Origin of the sequence: Vibrio fortis, assembly GCF_024347475.1 — a bacterium.
Taxonomy (GTDB): Bacteria; Pseudomonadota; Gammaproteobacteria; order Enterobacterales; family Vibrionaceae; genus Vibrio; species Vibrio fortis.
This window is the reverse complement of sequence record NZ_AP025487.1, coordinates 3,140,266-3,157,800: the sequence shown is the minus strand read 5'-3', so window position 1 is coordinate 3,157,800 and position 17,535 is coordinate 3,140,266. Positions and strand designations below refer to the sequence as shown.

At 46.9% G+C, this 17,535-nt stretch carries 10 protein-coding genes, 3 tRNA genes, 4 rRNA genes and 1 pseudogene; 11 read left to right on the top strand and 7 right to left on the bottom strand.

Translation table 11 applies throughout. From position 1 onward, the window contains the following. Positions 1-85: 85 nt before the first annotated feature. The 7 genes from rrf (OCV50_RS14085) to OCV50_RS14055 all read left to right on the top strand — a co-directional run bounded on the left by rrf (OCV50_RS14085) (position 86) and on the right by OCV50_RS14055 (position 5,897). A 5S ribosomal RNA gene (gene rrf / locus OCV50_RS14085) occupies positions 86-201 on the top strand. Positions 202-547: 346 nt separating this feature from the next. Further along, positions 548-2,100 (top strand): 16S ribosomal RNA (locus OCV50_RS14080). 66 nt (positions 2,101-2,166) lie between these two features. Beyond that, positions 2,167-2,243: transfer RNA gene (locus OCV50_RS14075), tRNA-Ile, on the top strand. A 40-nt stretch (positions 2,244-2,283) separates the two neighbouring features. Continuing rightward, a tRNA-Ala gene (locus tag OCV50_RS14070) sits at positions 2,284-2,359 on the top strand. A 293-nt stretch (positions 2,360-2,652) separates the two neighbouring features. Next, positions 2,653-5,544, top strand: a 23S ribosomal RNA gene (locus tag OCV50_RS14065). 119 nt (positions 5,545-5,663) lie between these two features. Continuing rightward, positions 5,664-5,779: ribosomal RNA gene (gene rrf, locus OCV50_RS14060) — 5S ribosomal RNA — on the top strand. Together the 16S, 23S and 5S rRNA genes with 3 tRNA genes alongside form the textbook arrangement of a ribosomal RNA operon. A gap of 41 nt (positions 5,780-5,820) precedes the next feature. Beyond that, positions 5,821-5,897 (top strand) — tRNA-Asp (locus OCV50_RS14055). Between the two features lie 90 nt (positions 5,898-5,987). Here OCV50_RS14055 and OCV50_RS14050 read toward each other — a convergent pair. The 6 genes and pseudogenes from OCV50_RS14050 to hemC form a co-directional block, all read right to left on the bottom strand. After that, positions 5,988-7,023, bottom strand: a pseudogene (locus OCV50_RS14050) (IS630 family transposase). A gap of 404 nt (positions 7,024-7,427) precedes the next feature. Next, a complete protein-coding gene (locus tag OCV50_RS14045; protein WP_261903318.1) occupies positions 7,428-7,703 on the bottom strand; it encodes a cytochrome c in 276 nt (91 codons plus the stop codon). 131 nt (positions 7,704-7,834) lie between these two features. Beyond that, positions 7,835-9,016 (bottom strand): heme biosynthesis protein HemY, encoded by a 1,182-nt coding sequence (locus OCV50_RS14040; protein WP_261903317.1) that lies wholly within the window; start codon positions 9,014-9,016, stop codon positions 7,835-7,837. Then, positions 9,016-10,236, bottom strand: a complete 1,221-nt coding sequence (locus OCV50_RS14035; protein WP_261903316.1) for a uroporphyrinogen-III C-methyltransferase — start codon at positions 10,234-10,236, stop codon at positions 9,016-9,018. Before OCV50_RS14035 ends, OCV50_RS14040 begins: the two co-directional genes overlap by 1 nt. Positions 10,237-10,255: 19 nt before the next feature. Beyond that, on the bottom strand, positions 10,256-10,984 hold the full coding sequence (locus tag OCV50_RS14030; protein ID WP_261903315.1) for a uroporphyrinogen-III synthase: 729 nt from the start codon (positions 10,982-10,984) through the stop codon (positions 10,256-10,258). A 2-nt stretch (positions 10,985-10,986) separates the two neighbouring features. After that, complete coding sequence (gene hemC, locus OCV50_RS14025) at positions 10,987-11,925, bottom strand: hydroxymethylbilane synthase (RefSeq protein ID WP_032553343.1); 939 nt, start codon at positions 11,923-11,925, stop codon at positions 10,987-10,989. 342 nt (positions 11,926-12,267) lie between these two features. Here hemC and OCV50_RS14020 point away from each other — a divergent pair, with 342 nt between their 5' ends. Next, the gene (locus tag OCV50_RS14020; protein ID WP_261903314.1) at positions 12,268-14,796 is read left to right on the top strand and encodes a class I adenylate cyclase; all 2,529 of its coding nucleotides are present in this window, start codon (positions 12,268-12,270) and stop codon (positions 14,794-14,796) included. 67 nt (positions 14,797-14,863) lie between these two features. Here OCV50_RS14020 and cyaY read toward each other — a convergent pair whose 3' ends face one another. Continuing rightward, positions 14,864-15,178, bottom strand: coding sequence for an iron donor protein CyaY (cyaY, locus tag OCV50_RS14015; RefSeq protein ID WP_239843108.1), 315 nt, complete (start codon positions 15,176-15,178; stop codon positions 14,864-14,866). Between the two features lie 75 nt (positions 15,179-15,253). Between cyaY and lptM the strand changes: the two genes are divergently transcribed. From lptM to dapF, 3 genes are read left to right on the top strand one after another with little or no spacing between them, the layout of a single operon-like run. Next, entirely contained in the window at positions 15,254-15,370 is a 117-nt protein-coding gene (gene lptM, locus OCV50_RS23325; protein ID WP_032553346.1) for an LPS translocon maturation chaperone LptM, read from the top strand. 48 nt (positions 15,371-15,418) lie between these two features. Continuing rightward, positions 15,419-16,672, top strand: a complete 1,254-nt coding sequence (gene lysA, locus OCV50_RS14005; RefSeq protein WP_261903313.1) for a diaminopimelate decarboxylase — start codon at positions 15,419-15,421, stop codon at positions 16,670-16,672. Positions 16,673-16,683: 11 nt separating this feature from the next. Continuing rightward, the gene (gene dapF / locus OCV50_RS14000) at positions 16,684-17,514 is read left to right on the top strand and encodes a diaminopimelate epimerase (protein ID WP_239843106.1); all 831 of its coding nucleotides are present in this window, start codon (positions 16,684-16,686) and stop codon (positions 17,512-17,514) included. The last annotated feature ends 21 nt before the right edge of the window (positions 17,515-17,535 follow it).

Here is a 17,535-nt window from a genome sequence, read left to right as displayed (position 1 = left end):
CAAACAAGAGCACTTGAATGAGTTTAGAGAATAAACAGCTTTCCAAATTACTTTTCTGAAAGAAAATCAGAGAAGAAAGAATTTGCTTGGCGACCATAGCGTTGTGGACCCACCTGATTCCATGCCGAACTCAGAAGTGAAACGCAATAGCGCCGATGGTAGTGTGGGGCTTCCCCATGTGAGAGTAGGACATCGCCAGGCTTCTATTTACTTTCATTTTTTAGAAAAATGAAAACAAAATAGCGACTTTGCTTGGTATCTAAGCAAGTCACCATAAAGTTCTAAATAAATTTAGAGTTTTATGTTGACTTACAGAGTCAATCGCGTATTATACGCATCCGCTTCAGCGCTAAAGCGTTGATAGCAAAGCTCTTTAACAATTTAAACCTATCAATCTGTGTGGGCACTCGTTGATGAATATCAAAAATGAAACTTCGGTTTCAACTTGATTTCAATGAACTGAGTGACCAATCGATACTTAGTATCGGCACAGTCAATTCAACATTACTATGTAATGTAATCAGTATTCATTGAGTCACAAAATCTTAAATTGAAGAGTTTGATCATGGCTCAGATTGAACGCTGGCGGCAGGCCTAACACATGCAAGTCGAGCGGAAACGAGTTATCTGAACCTTCGGGGAACGATAACGGCGTCGAGCGGCGGACGGGTGAGTAATGCCTAGGAAATTGCCTTGATGTGGGGGATAACCATTGGAAACGATGGCTAATACCGCATAACGCCTACGGGCCAAAGAGGGGGACCTTCGGGCCTCTCGCGTCAAGATATGCCTAGGTGGGATTAGCTAGTTGGTGAGGTAATGGCTCACCAAGGCGACGATCCCTAGCTGGTCTGAGAGGATGATCAGCCACACTGGAACTGAGACACGGTCCAGACTCCTACGGGAGGCAGCAGTGGGGAATATTGCACAATGGGCGCAAGCCTGATGCAGCCATGCCGCGTGTATGAAGAAGGCCTTCGGGTTGTAAAGTACTTTCAGCAGTGAGGAAGGGGGTGTCGTTAATAGCGGCATCTCTTGACGTTAGCTGCAGAAGAAGCACCGGCTAACTCCGTGCCAGCAGCCGCGGTAATACGGAGGGTGCGAGCGTTAATCGGAATTACTGGGCGTAAAGCGCATGCAGGTGGTTTGTTAAGTCAGATGTGAAAGCCCGGGGCTCAACCTCGGAACTGCATTTGAAACTGGCAAACTAGAGTACTGTAGAGGGGGGTAGAATTTCAGGTGTAGCGGTGAAATGCGTAGAGATCTGAAGGAATACCAGTGGCGAAGGCGGCCCCCTGGACAGATACTGACACTCAGATGCGAAAGCGTGGGGAGCAAACAGGATTAGATACCCTGGTAGTCCACGCCGTAAACGATGTCTACTTGGAGGTTGTGGCCTTGAGCCGTGGCTTTCGGAGCTAACGCGTTAAGTAGACCGCCTGGGGAGTACGGTCGCAAGATTAAAACTCAAATGAATTGACGGGGGCCCGCACAAGCGGTGGAGCATGTGGTTTAATTCGATGCAACGCGAAGAACCTTACCTACTCTTGACATCCAGAGAACTTAGCAGAGATGCTTTGGTGCCTTCGGGAACTCTGAGACAGGTGCTGCATGGCTGTCGTCAGCTCGTGTTGTGAAATGTTGGGTTAAGTCCCGCAACGAGCGCAACCCTTATCCTTGTTTGCCAGCGAGTAATGTCGGGAACTCCAGGGAGACTGCCGGTGATAAACCGGAGGAAGGTGGGGACGACGTCAAGTCATCATGGCCCTTACGAGTAGGGCTACACACGTGCTACAATGGCGCATACAGAGGGCGGCCAACTCGCGAGAGTGAGCGAATCCCAAAAAGTGCGTCGTAGTCCGGATTGGAGTCTGCAACTCGACTCCATGAAGTCGGAATCGCTAGTAATCGTAGATCAGAATGCTACGGTGAATACGTTCCCGGGCCTTGTACACACCGCCCGTCACACCATGGGAGTGGGCTGCAAAAGAAGTGGGTAGTTTAACCTTCGGGAGGACGCTCACCACTTTGTGGTTCATGACTGGGGTGAAGTCGTAACAAGGTAGCCCTAGGGGAACCTGGGGCTGGATCACCTCCTTATACGAAGATATTCACGATAAGTGTCCACACAGATTGATACGGTTTAGAAAGTTAAGAGACGATATTGGGTCTGTAGCTCAGCTGGTTAGAGCGCTCGCCTGATAAGCGGGAGGTCGGTGGTTCAAGTCCACTCAGACCCACCACTATCTTTTCCCAGAGATAGCGGTCAATATCGATTTCGTTGGGGCTATAGCTCAGCTGGGAGAGCGCCTGCCTTGCACGCAGGAGGTCAGCAGTTCGATCCTGCTTAGCTCCACCATCTTTAAGCATTCTTAGGAGTGTGTTTAAAAATGGTTCATAAATGAATCTGCTCTTTAACAATTTGGAAAGCTGACTGATTTAAATAACAGAGTTATTTAAATCAAATTAAAAGTTCTCAATGTTTATCCTTTGGATAAACACAACACAAACACATTCAAGTGTCTTGTATTCGAATCAAACTTAGTTTGATTCACCATTGAGTCCGGCAAACACGTAATAAGAACTAACCCTTCTTATTACAACCAAAAACCTTGGTTAGTTGCCATACACTAAGACCCTTTTGGGTTGTATGGTTAAGTGACTAAGCGTACACGGTGGATGCCTTGGCAGTCAGAGGCGATGAAGGACGTATTAACTTGCGATAAGCCCAGATTAGGTAGTAAAAACCTTTTGAGTCTGGGATTTCCGAATGGGGAAACCCACTTACACAAGTAAGTATCTTGTTGTGAATACATAGCAGCAAGAGGCAAACCGGGGGAACTGAAACATCTAAGTACCCCGAGGAAGAGAAATCAACCGAGATTCCGAAAGTAGCGGCGAGCGAAATTGGATTAGCCCTTAAGCTTTTAATGATGCAGGTGAAGGCTCTGGAAAGTGCCGCAATAAAGGGTGATAGCCCCGTAACCGACACATCATAATCAGTGAAATCGAGTAGGGCGGGACACGTGATATCCTGTCTGAATATGGGGGGACCATCCTCCAAGGCTAAATACTACTGACTGACCGATAGTGAACCAGTACCGTGAGGGAAAGGCGAAAAGAACCCCTGTGAGGGGAGTGAAATAGAACCTGAAACCGTGTACGTACAAGCAGTAGGAGCGGGCATTGTCCCGTGACTGCGTACCTTTTGTATAATGGGTCAGCGACTTATATTCAGTGGCAAGGTTAACCGTTTAGGGGAGCCGTAGGGAAACCGAGTCTTAACTGGGCGTTCAGTCTCTGGATATAGACCCGAAACCAGGTGATCTAGCCATGGGCAGGTTGAAGGTTGAGTAACATCAACTGGAGGACCGAACCGACTAATGTTGAAAAATTAGCGGATGACTTGTGGCTAGGGGTGAAAGGCCAATCAAACCTGGAGATAGCTGGTTCTCCCCGAAAGCTATTTAGGTAGCGCCTCGGACGAATACTACTGGGGGTAGAGCACTGTTAAGGCTAGGGGGTCATCCCGACTTACCAACCCTTTGCAAACTCCGAATACCAGTAAGTACTATCCGGGAGACACACGGCGGGTGCTAACGTCCGTCGTGGAGAGGGAAACAACCCAGACCGCCAGCTAAGGTCCCAAAGTATAGCTAAGTGGGAAACGATGTGGGAAGGCTCAGACAGCCAGGATGTTGGCTTAGAAGCAGCCATCATTTAAAGAAAGCGTAATAGCTCACTGGTCGAGTCGGCCTGCGCGGAAGATGTAACGGGGCTAAGCTATACACCGAAGCTGCGGCTGCACACTTTAGTGTGCGGGGTAGGGGAGCGTTCTGTAAGCCGTTGAAGGTGGTCTGTAAGGGCTGCTGGAGGTATCAGAAGTGCGAATGCTGACATGAGTAACGATAAAGGGAGTGAAAAACTCCCTCGCCGGAAGACCAAGGGTTCCTGTCCAACGTTAATCGGGGCAGGGTAAGTCGACCCCTAAGGCGAGGCCGAAAGGCGTAGTCGATGGGAAACGGGTTAATATTCCCGTACTTCTTACAATTGCGATGGGGGGACGGAGAAGGCTAGGTGGGCCTGGCGACGGTTGTCCAGGTTCAAGTACGTAGGCGGAAAGTTTAGGTAAATCCGGACTTTCTTAACGCTGAGATACGATGTCGAGCCACTACGGTGGTGAAGTCATTGATGCCATGCTTCCAGGAAAAGCCTCTAAGCTTCAGATTGTAAGGAATCGTACCCCAAACCGACACAGGTGGTCGGGTAGAGAATACCAAGGCGCTTGAGAGAACTCGGGTGAAGGAACTAGGCAAAATGGTACCGTAACTTCGGGAGAAGGTACGCTCTTATCGGTGAAGTCCCTCGCGGATGGAGCTGACGAGAGTCGCAGATACCAGGTGGCTGCAACTGTTTATTAAAAACACAGCACTGTGCAAAATCGTAAGATGACGTATACGGTGTGACGCCTGCCCGGTGCCGGAAGGTTAATTGATGGGGTTAGACTTCGGTCGAAGCTCTTGATCGAAGCCCCGGTAAACGGCGGCCGTAACTATAACGGTCCTAAGGTAGCGAAATTCCTTGTCGGGTAAGTTCCGACCTGCACGAATGGCGTAATGATGGCCACGCTGTCTCCACCCGAGACTCAGTGAAATTGAAATCGCTGTGAAGATGCAGTGTACCCGCGGCTAGACGGAAAGACCCCGTGAACCTTTACTACAGCTTGGCACTGAACATTGACCCTACATGTGTAGGATAGGTGGGAGACTTTGAAACCGCGTCGCTAGATGTGGTGGAGTCGTCCTTGAAATACCACCCTTGTAGTGTTGATGTTCTAACGTTGGTCCCTGAATCGGGATTACGGACAGTGCCTGGTGGGTAGTTTGACTGGGGCGGTCTCCTCCCAAAGAGTAACGGAGGAGCACGAAGGTGGGCTAATCACGGTTGGACATCGTGAGGTTAGTGCAATGGCATAAGCCCGCTTGACTGCGAGAATGACAATTCGAGCAGGTGCGAAAGCAGGTCATAGTGATCCGGTGGTTCTGAATGGAAGGGCCATCGCTCAACGGATAAAAGGTACTCCGGGGATAACAGGCTGATACCGCCCAAGAGTTCATATCGACGGCGGTGTTTGGCACCTCGATGTCGGCTCATCACATCCTGGGGCTGAAGTCGGTCCCAAGGGTATGGCTGTTCGCCATTTAAAGTGGTACGCGAGCTGGGTTTAGAACGTCGTGAGACAGTTCGGTCCCTATCTGCCGTGGGCGTTGGAAGATTGAAGGGGGCTGCTCCTAGTACGAGAGGACCGGAGTGGACGAACCTCTGGTGTTCGGGTTGTCATGCCAATGGCATTGCCCGGTAGCTAAGTTCGGAATCGATAACCGCTGAAAGCATCTAAGCGGGAAGCGAGCCCTGAGATGAGTCTTCCCTGGCGCTTTAAGCGTCCTAAAGGGTTGTTCAAGACTAGAACGTTGATAGGCAGGGTGTGTAAGCGCTGTGAGGCGTTGAGCTAACCTGTACTAATTGCCCGTGAGGCTTAACCATACAACACCCAAGGGGTTTTGATGGACTCAAAACATTGTTTCCGCTTTAAAAAGCAGAGGCAAACAAGAGCACTTGAATGAGTTTAGAGAATAAACAGCTTTCCGAATTTTAAGAATTTGCTTGGCGACCATAGCGTTGTGGACCCACCTGATTCCATGCCGAACTCAGAAGTGAAACGCAATAGCGCCGATGGTAGTGTGGGGCTTCCCCATGTGAGAGTAGGACATCGCCAGGCTTTAATTTTGGAACCACGTCTAAAGACGTGTTTACCACTGCGGAGTGGTAGTTCAGTTGGTTAGAATACCGGCCTGTCACGCCGGGGGTCGCGGGTTCGAGTCCCGTCCACTCCGCCACTTATCAGAAAGCCTAGTCTTACGACTAGGCTTTCGTCGTTTCTGGAGATAGGTATTTGGGTCTTCAACCAGTGATACCAATCTGGAAAATTAACTGATCAGTTCAATCCACTCTCTTGTGCACATTCTTTTCACCCTATCTGTACTTTCTAGAAAGCAATTCCATGCACCACATATTGTCTCAACAATGTCGTCATAGTGCGTAAAACTCTGGTTTGCTAGATAGTGTTGCCGTAGCCAACTCCATACTTGTTCAATTGGGTTTAGTTCGGGTGAATAGGGAGGCAGTTTAACGATACTCACATTCGAAAATTGCTCAGCAATATCATTGGTATGCCAACCTGCACCATCCATGATCACAATCGCATGACGACCTTTTTCTGTGGCCTCTGATATTTGAGCAAGGTGGTCAATCATGATGTCTTTGTTTACCCAAGGGACAACCATAGCTTCTCCGATGCCTTTTGAAGGACAGACTGAACCAAACAAGTACGCATACTCAAATTGCTGCTGTTTTACTGCTCGAGGCCTTGTGCCTCTTTCTGCCCAGAGGCGAGTCGTCGTATTTTGCTGCCCAAATCGAGCCTCATCTTGAAACCAGACATCCACCGATTCCAAACCCATATGCCCCGGGATCTTAAGGATCGTTTCTATTTTGAATTTTTTTAAAATCGTCTTGAACTTGCTGAGATTGAGAAGGGTGTTTAGAGCGTGAAGTTATCCAAGAAAACCCCATGTGATTAAGCAAGTAATAGATAGAGTCAGGGTGATAATGTTTATCAAATTCTCTGACGATGTAGGCATGGATATCACTGCCCGTTAATCGCCCCCCTGAAGAATCAGAAGCTCGGCTTTTGATAAATAGCCTTAATTGTTCACGTTGCTTTGGAGAAAGAAATGCGGGTCTCCCAGGCCTTGGTTTCTCTTACAATCCCTCAAGTCCTTCTTCAAGGAAAGTTTGTACCCACTTATTCACGCTTGTTCTGCTTACTTTAAGGAACTTAGCAATTTGGGTTCGAGAATGACCATCTTTAAAATGGGCTAATGCGAGTAATCGCATCTTCATTTGAATAGATTTTTGTTGGCTAGCAAGCTTTTTGAAATCAATGTTGTCGAGGCTATCCATAGCGTCTTTTCACGAATTAGTCATATCCTCAATTAGATCATATTTTTACTTAGATTGGTATTAGATACTAAGGCACGCTATTTATTAAGGAACTTCGTCAAAAATAAGAGGAATAAAGGATGGTTGGACGTGCGATAAGTCTTCGTGGTTTCTAAGCTATGAGTCCCATTTAATGCTCGATATCGCGTTATTGTGTTTCTAGTTGTGGCCAAGCCCTCGTCATTCCCTAGGCTGACGAAGGAAGGAGTAGGGAATCTAAATTCCTGCGATATATAGGGCAAATTTTAAAGACAGATTAGTCGGGTAAGAAGTAAAACACCCAGCAATGGCTAGGTACTATACCAAGGGTTATTTGCTATTTATCTTTTCGATATAGACAAAGATATCTTTTACATCCTTCTCATTTAAGACGGAGTTCCAAGCTGGCATACCTTCATTACCATTGAACACGTTTCGATGAGTTCTGATTCGCTTTCAAACCAAGAGTTCAATCCATCATAAATGTTCGAGGGCAGCTCTGGGAACGCTTTTCCCGCAATACCATCACTATGACCCAGATCGCCATGGCAGGAGACGCAGAAGCTCTTATAGGAGGCCTCACCAGTTTCTATATCTAGGTTAGCTGCGTATGTATTGAAACCAATAAAGCTAGTAAGTAATAGGATGGCGAATTTTGGCATGATAACTCTCACTCATGATGTTATTTGGGAATAAAGTAAGAGCACGATGGTTGGTATGAATGTTGTCTGAGTAAGATGTACAAAAAAGCCGATGCATATCAGCATCGGCTTTGTGGTGTTGATTTCAGTGGTTATGCCGATTTCACTAAACCTAAGGCCTTACGTGAAACCTCATGCGCCGCTTTGGTTAGGTTTTGCTTCTCTAGCGCATCCGACAAGTAACCATAATCTGAAACGTTAGAACGAAGCTCTAGTGCTTTTTCGAAATGCGCTTGTGCCTCTGTCCACTTTTGCTCTCTTAGGTAGAACTGAGCCAGAGCACTGTGAGCCTCTGCATTGTTATCGTCTTTCTTCACAGCTTTCTCTAGCATAACCACGACTGGGTGGTGATCGGCTAGGTTAAGCTCTGGAAGCAACGTGTAAAGCTCGTTTGACTCGCTCTTAGCAATGTTCTCTTTGATGACAGTAAATGCCTCTGAGTCGGCCTTACGAGCAATTAACTGTTTAACAAAACAAGAGACAAGGTGAGTGCTTTGTTTTTGTTTACGAGATAGTTTATTCCAGTGACTGATCAGCCCTTCGCTGCCTTGCTGTTTCGCTACATCATGCAGTAGACCACATTGTGCCTTCTGCTCTAATGCGATTTGTTCTTCTGCAGTAATGATCTTGGTTTTAACCAATTTCGGCGTCAGTTCAATCAGAGGTTGCCACAATTTAAGCTCAACGTAGGTTGTCTTCAACAAGCCTAAGACAGCTGTATTGCTCGGATAAGTGCCTTTTAACGTCGACAGAGTATCGAAAGCGGCTTCGAAGTTTCTCTCGCTGATCTGCTGCTTAGCTTTTGTTAGCTCAACGGCAAGTTGAGAATTATCTTGTTGGCTAGCTAGCTCGATGTACTTATCTCGCTCACCTTTATTGCCTTGCTCATGCGCTGCTTGTGATGCAACTAGGTAGCACAGTAGTGGCATGTCATGGTGGTTTGCCCAGCGCGTTACTTTTTTCTCTGCGCCTTTCCAGTCACCTTCAAGCAGTTTAACGATGCCTTCATTAGTGTAACGACGTGAGCGTTTTTGTTTGCGAACGCTGAACCAGTTCCACGTAGTTGAACTCGCGTATACCACCTTCTTAAACAGGTACTCAAGGCCAAAGAGTGCGGCCAATAGCGCGATAACAAAAATAACCAATGTGGTTACGCTCATTTCTATTGTTTTATTAGCAATAGAGATCAGAACGTAGCCTTGTTGCCCTGAGAATTGCGTGCCGACAAATAGACCAGCACCAAGGACTAAGAAAAGAAAAATCCAACGAATCATTATTTCTCCTCCTTGCTCGTCATCGTGGTCACTTCACGACGTAGGCGCTCACGAATGACATCTGAAAGAGAGCTTTGAGATTCAAGCTTCACAGGGTACTTCACCGTGATGTTTTGTTCGCTCAGCTGCTTGATGGCTTTTTCAAACTCGATGACAGCGTTGTTGTCCTGGTTTAGGTACGCAGTTGACCATTCATTTGCTGTTTCTAGAGCCGCTGTATAGATATCACCTTGCTCTTTATAAACAGCGCGGATTGCCGTCTCAAGCTTACCCTTGATGTTTTCTCTTAGGTAAAAGTGTTGCTCTGGAGAAAGCAGAGGTACTACGTCTCCATCACGGCTACGGAAAGTGATGAAGTTGCCTGAGAAGTCTTTCAATGAAGTCATCAGGTTGGTTTGCCAGTCGTTGATGTCTCCAGAAACCACTTCTTTTTTCTGTTCTGGAGCTTCAGGCAAGATCGCGTTCGCCAAAGGTAGAGTATCAACTTGTTGCTGTAGACTGGTTAGGCGTAGTACCAAACCGTCACGATCAATCAGTGGGATCGTGCGAAGCTTAGTAATGTCGTTAGCCATTGACTGGCGCAGTGACACTAGGCTTGGATCGTTCAGCGCAGCAATGCGTTGGTCAGCGCTTTCCATTAGCTTAGTTGCGCTAACGGCATCGTGCTCCAAGAACAGTTTGCGGCCAGCTAGCTTCACTAGATAATCCGCTTCAGCAAGCAACCAATCATTCGGTCTGCGGCCTTTAACGTCAGCAACAGCAAGCTGTAGGCTTTGGATGCTCTTCTCTTGTTGAGCTTGGACAACCTGTGTTTTTTGAACGGCTTGAGATGCTTCTTGGATTGTCTCTTGTTTAACAGCTTGTAGGTCTTTGTTGACTGCCGATTGGGTGTTTTCCAACTTAGATTGAAGAGCTGCAATTTGCGCTGAGTATTCAGCATTTTTTTGCTGCATTTGGAAAGCGATACCGCCACTGAAGATAATAGAGATAGCAATCGCAATTGCACCAAACTTAACGCCACGTTTGCCTTGCTTTTCAGCTTTAGCGATTAGCTCATTTTCTTCCGACGTTGTTTGAGGCTTGGTTGGTTGCTCATCAGGTTTAGGGGCTTCTGCTTTTGTCTCTTCTGGACTTTCAGAGGTAGCCTCGTCTTGAACTACTGGCTGAGTTTCTGGACTTTTTTCAGGTTCAATATGCTCGTTATTTTTTTTGCTTGTCATGCTTATTTCCTGTTTCTAGCTAAGGCTGGAGAGCAGCCAGTAATATTGGGTTTGTCGCACTTGTCGTATTCGTAACTGTTGAATACCCCAGTTGTTGGGCTCGTTCTGCAATGCGTTGGCTTGGGACAAATAGATGTCTTGTGAAAAGCCAAGTCGAATACTCGTCAGGTGTATTGGAGGTAAAGTATTCCAATTGCTCCTGACTGGTGATGACAATTTTTGAAATCTTTTGTTCAACCCACAGAGGGTAAGTATTGTGGTGGTTTATCGGAATATATTCTCTACGGTAGGTCTCACAATAGGAGACTTGTGCTCCCTGATTGACAAGAGATTCGCGTATTAGCTCGCGACCACCATTTCCACGCAGTATTAAGATCGCCTTATCTCGCACATTTCTTAGCTCTGGCAGCCTGAGAAGGTGCTCACTATCACTCACTTGTGGGTAGTTTACTTTTTGTTTACAAGCTTTGCTTAAAATGTGCGCGGTTTTTTGACCAACGCCAAGATATAGAGCGGAACTGGGCCAACTTTGGTTACTTTGGGCAAGAATTCGTTGAGCCGAGGTAACAGCGTGTTGACTGACAGCAATGATGATATCGCTGCTTTGTAACAGATCAGAAAGAGGTTGGGGCGGAGTGTTGTCAACGATGCGAATCAGTGGATGATGGAGTGCAGAGACTCCATCATCCACTAGCTGTTGGCAAAGCGCTTGCCCTTCAAGACCTGGGCGAGTTACCAACACTGTCATGGTTAGTCTTGGTCAGCGTAAAGTTTTGTGAGGATTTCACGAGCGCCATCATCAAGAAGCTGGTTAGCAAGCTTAACGCCTAGTGCTTCCGCGTCTTTACGTGGGCCTTTGATCTCACCGCGTACCATTTTCGAGCCGTCTGGTTCACCCACTAAAGCGCGTAGCCAAATGTCATCACCGTCGAGTAGCGAGTAGCTACCGATTGGCACCTGACAACCACCTTCTAGTGTAAGGTTCATTGCACGCTCACACAGGACACGATCAGCGGTATCTTGGTGATTTAACGGCTCTAGTAGTTTGATTAGTCTTTCGTCATCCAAACGACACTCGATGCCAACGGCACCTTGGCCAACGGCTGGAAGAGATTGTTCTGGCTCAATGAAGCTGCGGATACGCTCCTCTAGCTCTAGGCGCTTTAGGCCCGCAGCAGCAAGGATGATTGCGTCGTATTGACCATCATCGAGTTTACCTAGGCGAGTACCTACGTTGCCACGCAGCTCTTTGATTACAAGGTCTGGACGGTACTCCATTAGCTGGCATTGGCGACGCAGGCTACATGTACCAACAACAGCACCTTGAGGTAGCTCATCAATGTTGTTGTAGGTGTTGGATACAAAAGCGTCACGCGGGTCTTCACGCTCACAAATCGTAACTAGACCTAAGCCTTCAGGGAAATCGACAGGCACATCTTTCATTGAGTGGACCGCGAGGTCAGCGCGACCTTCTAGCATCGCCACCTCAAGCTCTTTAACGAAGAGACCTTTACCGCCCACTTTAGCAAGCGGCGTATCGAGAATGATGTCGCCTTTAGTAACCATGGTCACCAACTCAACCTCTAAACCAGGGTGCGCAGCTTGAAGGGCATCCCTTACAAAGTAGGCTTGCCAAAGAGCAAGTGGGCTTTTTCGAGTAGCGATACGGATTGGAGTTGATTGTGTCATGGTGATTCCGATATGAGTCTGTAATAGCCTAATCCTAACACTCTGGGCAGAAAATTCTTACTGTTAGATCATTGCGAGCTTTGATAGATAAAGGAATTTCATTACTTCACCAAAATAGTGTGATTGGTATCTCATTTGAAACATGGGCTATTATTAGAAATAGTCAATAAAGAGGACACTACCATGCCGTGGATTTAACGTTTTTCCTAGCGGAACAAAGGTGGCAGCATCGCTAGCTTTGCTTTACCATTAACAGTAAAAGTGTTAAATTGATCACGTTTTGTTGTTGCTTTCGTTCAGTAACTAAACAGAAGTGCATTTAATCTCAACCAAGGACTTACCTTGCAGGCATACACTCAGACTTTGATTCAACGGTTGGATAATCTAAATCAACAGCGCATTGATCGTGCGTTGGCGTTGATGGATTTGCAAAGTCAGCGCGTATTCCATCTTATCCCTGCACTGCTTCACTACAACCACCCTATGATGCCTGGTTTCTATGACCAACAAGTTCCTTTTGGAATTCGTAGTTTCACGCCTAATGAATTCCAAAAGCAATTTGTCGAAGATACTGAGCTGACGTTAGGCGGTAAGCTTGCCGAAACGGATTATCCAGAGATTCTCGGTCTCTACACCATGGGCAGTACTTCTTCTATTGGTCAAAGTACTTCAAGCGATCTTGATATTTGGGTCTGCGTATCACCTGATATGGATGGTGGTGCTCGTGATAGTTTGACTAACAAGTGTCTGCTTATCACCGATTGGGCTCAAACGCTTGGGGTTGAGGCTAACTTCTTCTTGATGGATGAACAGCGTTTCCGCTCAAACCATTCGGAAGAGATGACGGGTGATAACTGTGGCTCTTCGCAGCATCTCTTGCTGTTGGACGAGTTCTATCGTTCGGCGGTGCGTTTGGCTGGTCAGCGTCTGCTTTGGCAGATCATTCCTCCAGAAATGGAAGAGTGTTATGACGAGTATGTGCACGATCTGTGTAACAAGGGCTATATCGATTGCTCTCAGTGGATTGATTTCGGCAAATTAAACCGAATTCCAGCGGAAGAGTATTTCGGATCCAACCTGTGGCAGTTATACAAAAGCATCGACTCTCCATACAAATCAGTTTTAAAAGCGATCCTGTTAGAGGCTTACTCGTGGGAGTACCCACATACTCAACTTCTGAGTATTGATACCAAGCGTCGTTTCTTTGCCGATGAACCTGACTTGTACGGGATGGATAGTTACTACTTGATGCTTGAGAAAGTGACTCGCTATCTTGAACGTATCAACGATGATACGCGTCTTGATCTTGTTCGCCGCTGTTTTTATCTCAAAACTCATGAGAAGTTATCGCGTGAGGCTGGAGTTGGCTCTGTTGCTTGGCGTCGTGAAGCATTAACCGAGATGACTCAATCTTGGAACTGGGATCATGAGACTATCGTTGAGTTGGATAACCGCCGTAACTGGAAGGTTGAACAAGTTAAAGTCGTTCACCACGCTCTATTAGATGCCTTGATGCTCAGCTACCGCAACCTAATTCAGTTTGCACGTCGTAATGACATCACCTCAGCTATTAGCCCACAAGATATCAGTATTCTTGCTCGTAAGCTGTATGCAGCGTTTGAGGTGCTACCGGGCAAGGTGACACTTCTTAATCCTCAAATCTCACCGGATCTGCATGAGCCTGATCTGAGTTTTATCGAGGTAAGGCAGGGTCAAACTAATAAGGCTGGGTGGTATCTGTATAAGCAGCCTTTGATTGCTCACCGAATTCTTGGTCAACCGTCGCTTGAGCACCATGAGTACTTGAGTAAGTTGGTTGCGTGGTCGTTCTTTAATGGACTGATCACTGAGTCCACACGCCTTCACTCTGTGGTTCGTGACGCACACATTGATATCGATAAGTTCTATCAGATGGTGAGCGATCTGCGTAACACCTTCTCATTGCGCAAGCGCCGTCCGAGTATGCAAGCGCTGGCGAGCCCGTGTGAGATCAGCCAATTGGCGATGTTCATCAACTTTGAGAACGATCCAACCTCAGAGTTGAGTGCTCGTTCTTTGAAGGTCGATTTGAAGAGTGCAGACATTTTTAGTTTTGGCGAAGAAGGTCAGAGCCTGGTGGGTAGTGTCGATTTGGTTTACCGTAACTCTTGGCATGAAGTGCGAACACTGCATTTCCAAGGTGAGACGGCAATGCTCGACGCTTTAAAAACCGTATTGGGTAAAATGCACCAAGATGCGCTACCGCCAGAGTCGGTAGACGTGTTCTGTTACAGCAAAAACCTGCGCGGTGTGATTCGCAATATGGTTTACCAACTGCTTGCTGAGTGTATTGATCTGCGTTTGAAGCCGATTGAGCAAGAGAAGCGTCGTCGATTCAAAGCGATTCGTCTGGCTAACAAGATGTTTGGTCTGTTCTTTGAGCGTCGTGGCGTATCGGTGCAGATGCTAGAAAACTCCGTCGACTTCTATCGCAGCATCTCAACCAATAAGCTGAAGGGCTCACCACTGTTGATGTTGGATAAAGAGCAAGAGTACCAACTACCAGAAGTGGTCGATGGCTTTGCCAGTGAGGGGTTGATTCAGTTCTTCTTTGAGGATACCGATAAGGGTTTCAACATCTACGTATTGGATGAGTCGAATCAGGTTGAGGTTTACCACCAATACAGTGGCCAGAAAGACGAGATGATTGCGAGTGTGAACTCTTTCTACACCTCTGTGAAAGATGATTCCAAGGTGGCGTCGAAGCTGATTAACTTCAATCTTCCTCAGTATTATCAGATTGTTCACCCTGATGATGGGCAATCTTACGTGGTGCCTTATCGTAACGATGCCACGCTCTCTTCGCGTAATTCTAAGATCGCTAACGTTTAGCAACAAAAAAGGAGTGACTGAGTCGCTCCTTTTTTACATTGGTCGCTTTGGGGTATCCATGGATAGATTAAACCCAGTCGATCTCTTCACCGGCGTGTTTCTCACACTCAGCTTTAACCATCTCAAATAGCTCCATGCCTGTCTTTGAGCATGTCCATTTGTCTTCAATCAACTTGAAGTGAAAGCCACCTGACTTAGACGCTAGCCAGATCTCTTTCATTGGCTCTTGGCGGTTAATGATGATTTGGCTGCGGTCTTCAAACTCCAGCGTCATCACGTTGCCAGTCACTTCGTAATCGATGTCAGCCTCTGATTCATCGATCGCTTCTTCGATGTTTTGCATCTGTATATCGACTAGCTGATGAAATTCAGTATCGTTCATCCTTTCTATCCTATTGCTTTTCTTGAGTGTGGTGCGATTATAGGGGGCATTGAGTTAATAATCACGATATGCAAAATGAAAAAGTTAATTACCGCTCTGTTTATGTTGTCTGTTATTGGTCTTTCGGGCTGTGGTCAAACTGGTCCGCTCTACTTACCTGATGATGCGCAGCAAAATGAACAATCGCAATAAGTGAATCAACAATGTAGTAGCAATCGTAACGGATAAGGGATAAGAATTTTGGATTACTTCAACTATCAGGATGATGGCCAGCTTTGGGCTGAAAACGTCGCACTTTCACAACTGGCAGAGCAATACGGCACGCCACTGTACGTATACTCTCGCGCCACTCTAGAACGTCACTGGAACGCGTTCGACTCTTCTGTGGGTGAGCATCCTCACTTGGTTTGCTATGCCGTAAAAGCGAACTCTAACCTAGGTGTACTAAATACACTGGCAAGATTGGGCTCTGGCTTCGATATCGTATCTGGTGGTGAACTGGAGCGTGTTATTGCAGCGGGTGGTGATCCATCTAAGGTTGTGTTCTCTGGTGTCGGCAAAACAGCGGCAGAGATGAAACGTGCGCTTGAGTTGAAGATTAAATGTTTTAACGTGGAATCAGAGCCTGAGTTAGAGCGCCTAAATAAAGTTGCTGGCGAGCTTGGTGTGAAGGCGCCAATTTCTCTGCGTATTAACCCAGACGTTGATGCAAATACTCACCCTTATATCTCTACGGGTCTGCGTGATAACAAATTTGGTATCGCCTTTGACCGTGCACCTGCCGTGTATGCGTTTGCTCAGCAGCTTGAGAACCTCGATATCCACGGTATCGACTGTCATATCGGTTCCCAACTAACTGACATTGAACCGTTCATCGATGCGACTGATCGCTTGTTGGCTCTGATTGACCAACTACGCGCTGATGGTATTAACATCAAACATCTCGATGTGGGTGGTGGTTTAGGGGTGGTTTACCGTGATGAATTACCGCCGCAACCATCCGACTATGCAAAAGCGTTACTAGCTCGACTAGATAATCATGCTGATCTAGAGCTGATTTTCGAACCTGGAAGAGCGATTGCTGCTAACGCTGGTGTATTATTAACAAAAGTCGAATTCCTAAAACCGACTGAATATAAGAACTTTGCCATCATCGATGCTGCGATGAATGACTTGATGCGTCCAGCGCTATACCAAGCATGGCAAGACATTGTCCCTGTTGTTCCACGTGAAGGTGAAGCAGTGACTTATGATTTAGTGGGTCCTATCTGTGAAACCGGTGACTTCTTAGGTAAAGATCGCGCGCTTGTTCTTGAAGAGGGCGATCTCCTAGCGGTGCGTTCTGCAGGTGCTTATGGCTTCGTGATGTCATCGAACTACAACACTCGCTCTCGTGCAGCAGAAGTGATGGTTGATGGCGATAAAACTCATCTTGTTCGTCAGCGTGAAGAGCTAACGAGCTTGTGGGAACTTGAAAACATTCTTCCGGAGTAAGTTTAAGCGTTATGCACTTCCACTTTTCAAAAATGCATGGTTTGGGCAATGATTTCATGGTCGTGGACTGCATTACTCAAAACATCTTCTTCTCTCCAGACCTGATCCGCCGTTTGGCGGATCGTCATACCGGCGTTGGTTTCGACCAACTGCTGGTGGTTGAGGCTCCGTACGACCCAGAAACGGATTTCCACTATCGTATTTTTAATGCCGATGGTAGCGAAGTCGAACAGTGTGGCAACGGTGCTCGTTGCTTTGCTCGCTTTGTGCGCATGAAAGGGCTGACCAACAAATACAGCATCAATGTGAGCACCAAGAAAGGCAAGATGGTTCTTAAGATTGAGGAGAACGATCAGATCACGGTTAATATGGGCGTGCCTGAGTTCGAGCCAAGTAAGATCCCTTTCAAAGCTAAACAGTCAGAGAAAACCTACATTCTGCGTACCGATGAGCACACGCTTTTCTGTGGCGCGGTAAGCATGGGTAACCCTCATGTAGTGACAGTAGTTGATGATGTGGATACCGCAGATGTTGATACCATTGGTCCGCTGCTTGAGTCACACGAGCGTTTCCCTGAGCGTGTGAATGCCGGTTTTATGCAGGTAGTCACTCGTGACGAAGTTCGCCTACGTGTTTACGAACGTGGTGCAGGTGAGACCCAAGCGTGCGGAAGCGGTGCTTGTGGCGCTGTTGCTGTGGGTATTACTCAGGGCTTGCTATCTAATAATGTAAAAGTGCGCCTACCAGGCGGCGATCTACAGATCAGTTGGCAAGGTCCAGGTAAACCGCTGTTTATGACAGGCCCTGCTACACACGTCTTTGATGGTCAGCTCTCTTGCTGATCACCATTAATAATAAATAAG

What these genes read in the sequence shown, in the direction of transcription:
- lptM (WP_032553346.1), top strand. Translation starts at nt 15,254, where the DNA reads ATGAAAAAGTTAATTACCGCTCTGTTTATGTTGTCTGTTATTGGTCTT.
- OCV50_RS14030 (WP_261903315.1), bottom strand. Translation starts at nt 10,984, where the DNA reads ATGACAGTGTTGGTAACTCGCCCAGGTCTTGAAGGGCAAGCGCTTTGC.
- OCV50_RS14045 (WP_261903318.1), bottom strand. Translation starts at nt 7,703, where the DNA reads ATGCCAAAATTCGCCATCCTATTACTTACTAGCTTTATTGGTTTCAAT.
- dapF (WP_239843106.1), top strand. Translation starts at nt 16,684, where the DNA reads ATGCACTTCCACTTTTCAAAAATGCATGGTTTGGGCAATGATTTCATG.
- OCV50_RS14040 (WP_261903317.1), bottom strand. Translation starts at nt 9,016, where the DNA reads ATGATTCGTTGGATTTTTCTTTTCTTAGTCCTTGGTGCTGGTCTATTT.
- cyaY (WP_239843108.1), bottom strand. Translation starts at nt 15,178, where the DNA reads ATGAACGATACTGAATTTCATCAGCTAGTCGATATACAGATGCAAAAC.
- hemC (WP_032553343.1), bottom strand. Translation starts at nt 11,925, where the DNA reads ATGACACAATCAACTCCAATCCGTATCGCTACTCGAAAAAGCCCACTT.
- OCV50_RS14035 (WP_261903316.1), bottom strand. Translation starts at nt 10,236, where the DNA reads ATGACAAGCAAAAAAAATAACGAGCATATTGAACCTGAAAAAAGTCCA.